The organism is Bradyrhizobium sp. USDA3010, from assembly GCF_056429065.1.
In genome coordinates, this window is sequence record NZ_JBWJZD010000089.1 from 1 (window position 1) to 10,032 (window position 10,032).

Annotated in this window: 10 protein-coding genes; all 10 read left to right on the top strand. The window is 57.0% G+C overall.

Annotated elements, in window-relative coordinates; all coding sequences use genetic code 11:
• Positions 1-882 precede the first annotated feature (882 nt).
• The 10 genes from AC066Y_RS42510 (at position 883) to AC066Y_RS42555 (ending at position 9,912) form a co-directional block, all read left to right on the top strand.
• Positions 883-1,146, top strand: a complete 264-nt coding sequence (locus AC066Y_RS42510; RefSeq protein ID WP_478279044.1) for a Flp family type IVb pilin — start codon at positions 883-885, stop codon at positions 1,144-1,146.
• Between the two features lie 438 nt (positions 1,147-1,584).
• Positions 1,585-2,091 (top strand): A24 family peptidase, encoded by a 507-nt coding sequence (locus AC066Y_RS42515; protein WP_478279045.1) that lies wholly within the window; start codon positions 1,585-1,587, stop codon positions 2,089-2,091.
• A 2-nt stretch (positions 2,092-2,093) separates the two neighbouring features.
• The gene (cpaB, locus tag AC066Y_RS42520) at positions 2,094-3,053 is read left to right on the top strand and encodes a Flp pilus assembly protein CpaB (protein WP_478279046.1); all 960 of its coding nucleotides are present in this window, start codon (positions 2,094-2,096) and stop codon (positions 3,051-3,053) included.
• Entirely contained in the window at positions 3,050-4,249 is a 1,200-nt protein-coding gene (locus tag AC066Y_RS42525) for a CpaE/TadZ family protein (RefSeq protein WP_478279047.1), read from the top strand. Before cpaB ends, AC066Y_RS42525 begins: the two co-directional genes overlap by 4 nt.
• Positions 4,250-4,398: 149 nt before the next feature.
• Positions 4,399-5,676: a CpaF family protein gene (locus AC066Y_RS42530; RefSeq protein WP_478279053.1), complete on the top strand. Its 1,278-nt coding sequence runs from the start codon at positions 4,399-4,401 to the stop codon at positions 5,674-5,676.
• The gene (locus AC066Y_RS42535; RefSeq protein ID WP_478279048.1) at positions 5,676-6,605 is read left to right on the top strand and encodes a type II secretion system F family protein; all 930 of its coding nucleotides are present in this window, start codon (positions 5,676-5,678) and stop codon (positions 6,603-6,605) included. Before AC066Y_RS42530 ends, AC066Y_RS42535 begins: the two co-directional genes overlap by 1 nt.
• Entirely contained in the window at positions 6,602-7,510 is a 909-nt protein-coding gene (locus AC066Y_RS42540; protein ID WP_478279049.1) for a type II secretion system F family protein, read from the top strand. Before AC066Y_RS42535 ends, AC066Y_RS42540 begins: the two co-directional genes overlap by 4 nt.
• Before the next feature lie 122 nt (positions 7,511-7,632).
• Positions 7,633-8,091, top strand: coding sequence for a hypothetical protein (locus AC066Y_RS42545; RefSeq protein WP_478279050.1), 459 nt, complete (start codon positions 7,633-7,635; stop codon positions 8,089-8,091).
• 10 nt (positions 8,092-8,101) lie between these two features.
• Complete coding sequence (locus AC066Y_RS42550; RefSeq protein ID WP_478279051.1) at positions 8,102-9,460, top strand: pilus assembly protein TadG-related protein; 1,359 nt, start codon at positions 8,102-8,104, stop codon at positions 9,458-9,460.
• A complete protein-coding gene (locus tag AC066Y_RS42555) occupies positions 9,460-9,912 on the top strand; it encodes a TadE/TadG family type IV pilus assembly protein (protein ID WP_478279052.1) in 453 nt (150 codons plus the stop codon). Before AC066Y_RS42550 ends, AC066Y_RS42555 begins: the two co-directional genes overlap by 1 nt.
• Positions 9,913-10,032: the final 120 nt, after the last annotated feature.

Consider the following 10,032-nt stretch of genomic DNA (forward strand, 5'->3'; position numbering starts at 1 on the left):
TATGCCTATCCTTATCGCTATCCTTACGACTATTCTTTGACATTGTGACCTCGCGACAAACCATTCCGCGAGATCTTCCTAGCCGACCAGATCAACCCTCAGCGCGTGGTCTCCGCATGACGCTCACATGTCATTGGCGGCTCGGAGGAAAGAGACACAAGACGGGGAGGACGTCCGACGCTTCGAAGGACCGCGAGGGCATCAATGCATGCATTCGTACCGGACAGATTTGGAATAAGCCAGGAGCCCAGGGCTCACCAACCGTGGCCGGGATCGCAAGTACCAAGGGACCTGCGGAGAGCGAACTTCGACGTGGCACAGGAAGAGACCGTCGACGCGACGAGCGAGGAGCCGGGCGAGGGTGGCCGTTCGGCAGCTTGCGCAGGTCGTCGCCCTCGAGCGCAAACATGTGAGAGGGTAGAACTCCACTTCGTCAATTGTGCTTGCGCGAGTGCAGGCCAAGGAAGTCGGTGTGGCCGATTGTGCCGGCAGAGTCTTCGCCGTTCGACGTTGAGCTAGCTGAACGGCTTCGATTGTCTTTTCCAGCAGCAGTTGCCTGCTTGATTGGCTGCGACGAAGATTTCCTCGTCCGGCTCGATCTGGCCCATGCGGCTCCGGCCTTGCACCGTTCGAACGCAGCGCATCCTCACGATGGATTGCCCGTATTTTCACGGGGGGTTTAGGGCGGATGACGCGCCGGAGGCCGGAGCGCCGCTAGAAATTCCGAGCTACCTCCAGAGTCAAAGCCGCCCTTTGTTCAGCGCGTACAGGGCCAATATCGGCGACGCCGCTGCCACAGTAAGGTTAATAAAGGATTACCAGGTGACAGCTTTTTGATGCGATACTATAAACGTAAGCGATTGGCAGTGGATTTTTGTGCCAATGGTTGCCGCAAAGGTTGCCGCAAATTCATCTCGAATAAAGGGATTTTATCCTATGTTGAAATATTGCATCAAGACCACTGAAGCGTTGAAGCGTCTTCGCACGGACAAGGACGGCGTGGTTTCGCTCGAGTACGTGATCGTCGGGGCTTGTGTGTGCGCCGTCGTACTTCTTCTGTTTAACGGTACCGGTACCAACACCCTCAGCGGAGCGCTGAACACCGGGTTCAGCAAGATCGCCAGCACTATGACTGGTCTGCCATAAGCGGAGTCCAGAGCGCGGCAATGGATCTCCCAATGCCGCGTCTCCTTTCGAGGGAAGGATTTTGCTATGTTGAGATATTATGTTGAGGCCACGGAAGCGCTGAAGCGTCTTCGCACAGACAAGGACGGTGTGGTGTCGCTCGAGTACGTGATCGTCGGGGCTTGTGTCTGCGCCGTCGTACTTCTCCTGTTTACTGGTACCGGTACTAACACCCTCAGCGGGGCGCTGAATACCGGGTTCAGCGTGATCGCCTCCACTATGACTGGACTGCCGTGACTCGTCTTTCTGAGTCCTATGACACGTCTTTGAGTCGTGGGCGTGGCAATGGATCTCCCAATGCCGCGCCTGCTTTTAGGAATGCATTTTACGGATTGAATTGCTCCCATGGATTGAATTGCTCCCATGGATTGAATTGCTCCCATGGATTGGATTGCTCCCATGGATTGGATTGCTCACACGGCCTCGTTTCTTGAAATCCTTTTGTTGCTCTATGTCGCAACGATCGATATCGCGACACGATTGATCCGAAATGAAATTTGTCTGGTGCTGGCGCTCCTCGGGATCGCCGGGCATTTTGCCGGCCCGATGCAGTTTGTGGAATCCTTGATCGCCGCGGCAATCCTGTTTCTGCTGCTTTTAGTCATCTACCAGCGGGGATGGATGGGCGGCGGCGATGTCAAACTGCTGGCCGCATTGGCGATTGGGCTCCCATTGATGGGTGTGATCCAGTTGTTGACTATCACCGCTCTGGCCGGCGGCGTTCTTGCCGTGGTGCATCTGATGCTGCGCGTTCTGCCATATCCGAGGCTAGCGCCCGCGGGATCGTCGTTCGCGCGCCGCGTCTACGCGATAGAACGGTGGCGCCATTTGCGACGTGCACCGCTACCTTACGGGGTTGCGATCGCGTGCGGCGGTATTTGGACCATTTTCAGTCAAGGGCTTTGAACATGTCAGCTACTTTGCGTATTTCGATCATAATGGTTCTTTTGCTCGCGACCGCTGCGCTCGGGCTTATTGCCTACGGCCTGAACCTGCCGAATGCACCGGCCCCAGTCGCACAGCTCACGGAGAAGGCGCCGGCGCCTCTCACCCGGTACCTTGTCGCGGCACGTCCTTTGAAGGCGGGTACTTTGACACGCGACGAAGATTTCCGCTCGGATCCGTTGGATAGCGTTCCGACAGGGGCGATTCGCGATACGACCGACGATCGGAACAGACTTCTCGGTTCTCTGGTTCGCAAGAGCCTCGAGACGGGCAGTCCAATCACATCAGAAAACATATTGTTGCGGGGAGATCGGGGTTTCCTCGCCAGCGTCCTGGAGCCTGGTACCCGTGCTATTAGCATCAAGGTTGACGCAGAATCTGGTGTCTCAGGGCTGATCAAGCCGGGCGACTATGTGGATGTTGTCCTGACCCAAGTAGCCGCGAACGCAGATGTCGCGCGTCGCGCCCTCAGCGAGACCATTCTCCAAAATGTTCGAATCATCGCGATTGACCAGGAGATTGTGCAAGGTGGCGGAGCCAACAACGCCACGGCCGCGAAGGTAGCACAAACTGTGTCACTGCAGCTTGCGCCAGAGCAGGTCAAGAAGATCACGGTCGCAAAAAATCTCGGATCGCTCTCCTTGGCCATGCGATCAGCTATCGAGCTACGGGACACAGCGGAGAGTCGCACTATTTCCAGCTGCGACGTGTCGGCGGAAATAGCCCGCCAGAATGCTGTTGCCGGCCAAAGTGCAGCGGTCGTGGTTTATGGAGGCGGTAAGGTTCAGGAATACTCAGTCAGGAAACAGGATTCAACTGTCGACTGTGGCGTCTTGCCGAAAGTTGCCCGCCAGAGTGAAACGGTGGTGGTTCGTGCAGCTGATGAGGTCAAGGCCGCAACACCGCAGGAGAAACTGCGATGAGCGTCAACATGGCAATAGTCAACTCGCCTGATGAAACTCCATCTGTTGCGACGCGCGACCGAATCGTCTGTTTCGTAAGCGACGAGCTTAGCGCAGCGGCTTTGCGCAAAGGCCTCGAAGGCAGCAACCTGGCGATCAGGCGTGGCACGATCCGCAATGCCATACGGATGCTCGAGACCGACACCGAGCTATTCGCGCTAGTGGCGGACATCAGCGGGATCGATGATCCCTTCACGGAACTGGAAAGGTTGTCCGCCGTCTGCCCACCTGATGTCCTGGTAGCCCTGATCGGTGAGAGCAGAGAGATCACCTTCTACCGCGAGCTGATGGAAATCGGCTTGACCGAGTACCTTCCGAGGCCGCTTACGCGCGATATGGTGCTGCACCAGCTGCGTCCGAAGCTGCTTGGCGACACGGCGTCCGGTGCGGCCGATCGTGGTGGACAGGTGATCTCGATCTGCGGCGCGCAAGGCGGCGCCGGGGCAACGAGTATCGCCATCAATCTCGCACTGCAACTGGCCGAGACCACGAAGGCCAAGGTCGCGCTGCTCGATCTTCATTTACAAAACGGCGAAACGGCGGTGATGTTGGGAGTTCGGCCTGGGCCGGGGTTGCGCATCGCTCTGGAAAACCCAATGCGGGCGGACACACTGTTCCTCGAACGCGCGGCCATTGATATCAACGAGCGTGTTTGTTTGATTTCCGCCGATGAGGATCTGGATGCGCAGCTGGACATCACTGAAGCGGGAGTGAGACACGTACTGGGTCTGCTCCGTCAACGTTTCAATTATATTGTTGTCGATGTACCAGTCCCGTTTCCGGCATCGCTCCATCCTGTGATCATGCTTTCTCGCCAAGTGCTGGTGCTGTTGGAGGCTGAAGTGACCGGACTTCGCAATGCACATGCCCTTCGCACCGCCGTCACGAACATCGCCGGTAAAGATCGAGTTTTTACTTTGCTCAATCGTGCCGATCGTCCGGGGGGCCTTCCAAGGGCAATGATCGTCAAGGCCTTAGGCGCAGAACCAGACATGGTGATCCCCGATCTCGGAAAGGGCATGACCCAAGCGGTCAATCTCGGAATTCCAGCTCTAAAGCACGTATCAAAACTGCGCCGTCACCTTGCGCCCATCGTTCGGGAGATCGCTGGTGTTGGCGTCGTGCGGAAGGGATGGTTCAGGAGGCTGTTCCGGTGACGAAAAAGTTCGGTACGCGCGAACGCGACAGTACACCAACCCGCTTTCCTGCATCTGTGGAAAGGGACGGCACGTCAACCGTGCCAAACAGCGACGAACCTTCGACCTACCAATCCGTGATGCCAGTTTCAGTGCACGAACGAGGCGCGATGCCGGCTCCGCTGCACGAACGAGCTGAGATGCCGGCTTCGCTGCGCGAACGGGTCATTGAGCAGATTGAGCCATCGGTGGCCGCAACTGTTTCCCGCGATGTCCTTCGTCGGCAGATCGAGGAAATCATCCATGGAATCGCCAACCAGGAACGGCTCGAACTGTCAGGCCGCGAGCAGTTTCTGCTAGCCGACGAGATTGCGGACGACATGACCGGCTACGGGCCGCTACGTTCGCTCCTGGCGGATGAATCGATCAACGATATCATGGTCAACGGACCAAGTAACGTCTATGTCGAGCGAGCCGGCAAGCTAGAACGGGTCGCGCTGCGATTCCGCGACAATGAGCACATCGCATCGGTAGCGCAGAAGATTGCATCCCAGGTTGGACGGCGCGTTGACGAATCCAGCCCGATGGTAGATTGCCGCTTACCGGACGGTAGCCGGGTCAACATCATCTTCCCGCCGCTAGCGATCCATAGTCCCTGCATTTCCATCCGAAAATTTCCAAGTCGCCGTTTAAATCTGGCCGGAATGATCGAAAACGGCACGATGACCTCTGCCATGGGACATTTGCTCGAGATTGCCGCCAGATCTCGGCTCAATGTTCTGGTCTCCGGCGGTACCGGTTCTGGCAAGACGACACTGTTGAACGCCCTGAGCCAATTCATCGATCACAGCGAGCGCATTGTCACCATCGAGGATGCCGCAGAGCTGCAGCTGCAACAGCCGCACGTGATCAGCCTGGAGACTCGGCCGCCGAGCCTCGAGGGCACGGGGCAGGTGACACAACGCGATCTGGTGTGGAATGCCCTGCGGATGCGTCCTGACCGGATCGTCGTAGGCGAAGTGCGCGGTGCTGAAGCGTTTGACATGCTGCAAGCGATGAACACTGGTCATGATGGTTCGATCTCCACGGTGCATGCCAACAGCGCCCGCGACGCACTTACCCGTATCGAAAACATGGTGCAGATGGGACAGCCAAATCTGCCGCTGCGGGCGATTCGAGCCCAGATCGTTGCTGCGTTGGATATCATCGTCCAAGTAGAACGCATGCGAGATGGGCAGCGACGCATAATCCAAATTAGCGAGGTGACCGGCCTGGAGACCGACGTCATCACCACCAATGACATCGCGGCGTTCGAGTACCAAGAAGAGGATGCTCACGGGCGGATATTGGGCGCCTATCGGTCCACCCATTCAATCCCAAAATTCAAGAACCGTCTTGCCTATTATGGGCTTGATCGAGCTTGGGCTGAGGCTATGAGGCAACTATAATGCTGCCGTTCTTGATCATCATTGTCCTGACGCTCCTGATCTGCGCAGCGGTCGTGTCGTTGTTGCTCGACGGCCGAGAAGGCCGCATCAATCGTCAGCTAGCAGTAGCTCTACCAACCTCGCATTCGTCGAGCCTGCCCTCTATTCGTCGGCTACTGGCCGGGTCCCGACGGCGCTTTCTCCACCGCTTGGCCAATTACAACGCAGAGACGACTTACGTTTGGCATCCCGCGTATGCGCTGCTCGCCGGCGCCATCGCCGCAGCGGCAATAATTTATGTTAGTCGCGTGCTGGATTTTCCCACCCTCTACGCGTATCTGGCGGCCGCAATTGTGGCCATACTGATGGTGCGAGGTCTGTTCGGGTGGCAGGAACGTCGCCTCGCCGATCAACTTTTTCGACAGCTACCCGATGCGATCCAGATAGTGGCAAGTACAGTTCGATCCGGGCTGCCTGTGAACGAAGCATTTCGCACCATCTCCCGCGAGATGCCGCAACCGACAGCTGGGCAGTTTGCCATCGTATGCAGCGAATTGAGCATGGGGAGACCTCCCGAGGAAGCTGTGGAGGCTGTCTATCGGCGAACGCAAGTGGCTGAGTATGCGATGTTTGCGGTGACACTTGCAGTCCAGTTGAAGTCTGGTGGCAGTTTGGCCGAAACGTTGCAGACACTGGGAGACACCGTGAGTCAGCGCGTTGCGCTGGCTGCTCGCGCCAAGGCCTTGGCAGCAGAGGTGATCTTTTCTTCACGAGCACTTTCATTCATGCCCCTCATTGTAGGTGGGATATTCTACTGGATCAGTCCGCAATCAATCGATCTATTGTTCTCTGATCCGACCGGAAACAAACTGCTGGCGTACGCAGTATGCTCGGTTCTTGTCGGGCACTTTGTGATACGCTGGATGATCAGAAGGGATACGGCACTATGAGTGTTGTTCTCGGTTTGGCTGCCTTCGCCGTAGCAGTTGCGACTGCGGCCTGCTTGTTGATCATTCGCGAAATACACTTCCATACATTGAATACACGAGTGTCAAACGCTGTGCTGGGCATTTCCAGCAAGTCAGCCCCCATCCAGGGCATGAGCGGCTTGTTTTCATCACTCGGCGCTCGGTATCAGCGCTTCTACGCTCCGGAAAATCTGGAACAACTACGAACGATCCTTCAATCATCCGGTTTCAATCATTATCGAGTCTTGCCGATCTGGATCGGTGTCAAAACTGTCAGCATGTGCTTGTTCCCGATTGGGGCGCTTCTTGTTGCGCAGCTTTTGGGGAAGCCACTGACCGATGCGTTGATCTTCACCCTCATTGGCGGGGTGATCGGAATCATGGGGCCGCGATTGATCCTGTTGCTGCTGAAACGGCGCTTTGATGCTGCCATTCGGCTGGGCACGCCGGATGCCATCGATTTGCTGGTTGTATGCACCGAAGCGGGAATGGGGCTGGAGAGCGCGGTGCAACGAGTTGCGGAAGAAATGCACGAGACGAATCCAGCGACGGCCGGGGTGCTATTCGATCTTCTTGATAATCTCAGGGTATTGCCAAACCGCAGCGATGCGTTCGAGAAATTCGGATCTACGTCAGAGGGACTTCGCCGGTTCGGCACCATTGTCAGCCAAAGCCTGCAATACGGAACGCCGTTGAGCCAGGCTCTGCGCAGTGTCGCCGTCGACCTCCGGCGGGAACGCATCACCCAGCTGGAAGAACGAGCGCACAAGCTGGGGGCCAAGCTGACGGCTCCGATGGTGTTGTTCATGCTTCCAGCGATGTTCGTGATTTTGGGCGGAAGTCCGTACCTGCGCCTCATAGCTACGTTCACCAGCGCAGGTAAGTAAGTCATGAGCGCGGTCATCCTGTTGGAGCCGTTAAAGCAGAACGCAATTTAAGGGTGTCATGGTGCAGCAAGGTGTTCAGAGCCAAATGGATTAAGGGGCAGGGTAGCCCCGAGGGTAAAGCTATGGCTGAAAGAACGGTTTTGGCCGGAAACGGCAAAGTGACCGGCAGGGGCCTGCTCTCAGATCAACGCGGCGCCGCCGCGTTGGAGATGACCATCGTTTCCCTTTTCTTGATGCTGACCCTGCTTGTGCCGCTTGCTGACTTGGCTATCGCCGGCTTTAGGTTCAACGCCGCGTATCAGGCTTTGCGTGATATGGGACAGCGTGCCCAATATTCCAACCTCGACGCGACCGATTCGACCAGCATCAGCACCTGGCAGAGCTCGCTACCCACGACGGTCGACGGCTATACGGTCAGTGCGGCGATTAAATGCGGAGATGCCGGGACAGCGGCCCCGTGCGGCGGCACCACCTGGCCGAAGTACTACTTCTTTTCGACAAGCTTCACCCTGTCACCCATGGTGCTTGGATCGGTGCTGTGCAGCACCTGTACGGTAACCTACACAGAACGATTCCAGTAGGAGAATGTCGATGCGTAACTTGCTCCGCTGCCATCGTGGTTCTGTCTCAATCGCGACCGTCGTCGCGCTGGTGCCGCTGATCGGAGTGGTGGCACTCGGTGCCGAGGCGGGATCGTGGTACATCACCAAGCAACACGCGCAGAATGCCGCTGATGCGGCAGCCTACTCGGGCGCCTTACGGCTGGCATGCTCGAACGCCGCAGTAGGTAGTAATTGTGATACGGCACAAGACTATATCTATCGCGGCAAACAATTCGCCGATAAGAACAAGTTCTGCGACCCTACCGACACCTCGTCCACGTATTCTTGTGTGAGCTCGCCGCCGACAGGTACGACACAGACCGTGGCGATCGATCAGCCGACCTCCAGTCGCGTTCGTGCCATTGTTGGCCAGCAGCAGACAACGTACCTGGCAAAAGTGCTTGGTTTGTCCACTGTCAACATCCGCGCTCAAGCCATCGCCGAAGTCAAGAACCCGAAAGACCTATGTGCGTTGGGACTTGGACCGAATAACAACGCACTGACAATCGGCGGCAGCAGCAACATCACCGGAAATGGTTGCGGGCTGATGTCGGACAACAGCGTCAAGTATAATAGCACTCCGACTTTCAGTGGCTCAGGTTGGGCCGTTAATGGCGTAACCGGCTGTATCGCCTCGGTGGGCCATTGCGCTCTTAGCGTGCCGTATAACTACAATACGCTGCCTGCGACGAATCCGTTGAAGGTACTGGATGCGGAAACGTTCAACACGAGGACCGGCAATACCGCGCCACTAAATGGAATAACGTGCCCCGCGCCGCTGCCCTCAGGGATAACCGCTAGCAACTGTTATACGGTGAGCCCGAACAGCGGAGGCACGGGGGCCTACAAAGACCTGTCGGTGTCGAACAACGACTGGGTGGATTTCGCACCAGGCACGTACTTTTTCTACAATGCCACGATCAAAATCACTGGTGGAACCGTCACCTGCAGCACCTGCACAAGCGCATCCACGTCGGGCGTGACCCTCGTATTGCTGGGGTCGACTTCGACCATTAACATGACCGGTGGTACGGTTAATCTCTCCGCCGCTAAGAGCAACACTTTCTCTTCTGATCTGAACGGCGTTCTGATTGACGATCAGGCCCAGAACACGAACGGGAGCAAGATAGCCGTCAACATCAGCGGTGGCGCTACGTCTAGCTTTGGCGGCGCGATGTACTTCCCCAACGCTGACGTTTCGTATGGCGGAGGGGTTCAAAATACCAATACGACCTGTACAGAAGTGATTGCTAACACGATTACCATCAACGGTAATGCCTACCTGAGTACGAACAGCTGTGCTCCGGGCACCGTTGCCCGCAGCCAAGTCGTCGCTTTGGTGCTGTGATGAGAAAGCTCGATCAACGAGGCGTCGCGGCGCTGGAGTTTTGCCTCGTCGCTCTGCCTTTGTTCATGTTGATGTTCGCTATTTTCGATCTGGGACGTTACGCAATTACGGTTCAGTCACTGCATGCGCTTGCCAATGCGGGTGCCCGGGTGATGATGGTCAATTGCTACACCCCCACCACAATAGGTACCACTCCGATGTCGCCATGGTCGGCGAGCAACACAACGCCCTCGAGTTGTACCGGCGATCCCCTGCCAGCCGCAGCGGACAAGCAAGCCGTTGCCCCGTTGCTCTACAATACCGGCGGTCCGCCGACGCTGAACATACCGGCGCCGGCTGCCGGAGCCACTGCGCTTACCGTTACGGCATCTCAACCAAATTTCACCATGGTAATCCCGGTATGGGGCACGGCATTCAACGCGCCGAGCGCGTCCACCTCAGTCCCGTTCTAGCCCGTCTTATTCATGATTGCCGGGCGGGGCAGCTGGAACATTTCCGGTCGGGGTGAAGGCGCGCGCGAACGCTTCGGCTTTTTCGCCGCTTTTCGACCCGACTTCGTGAACGCGTTGGAG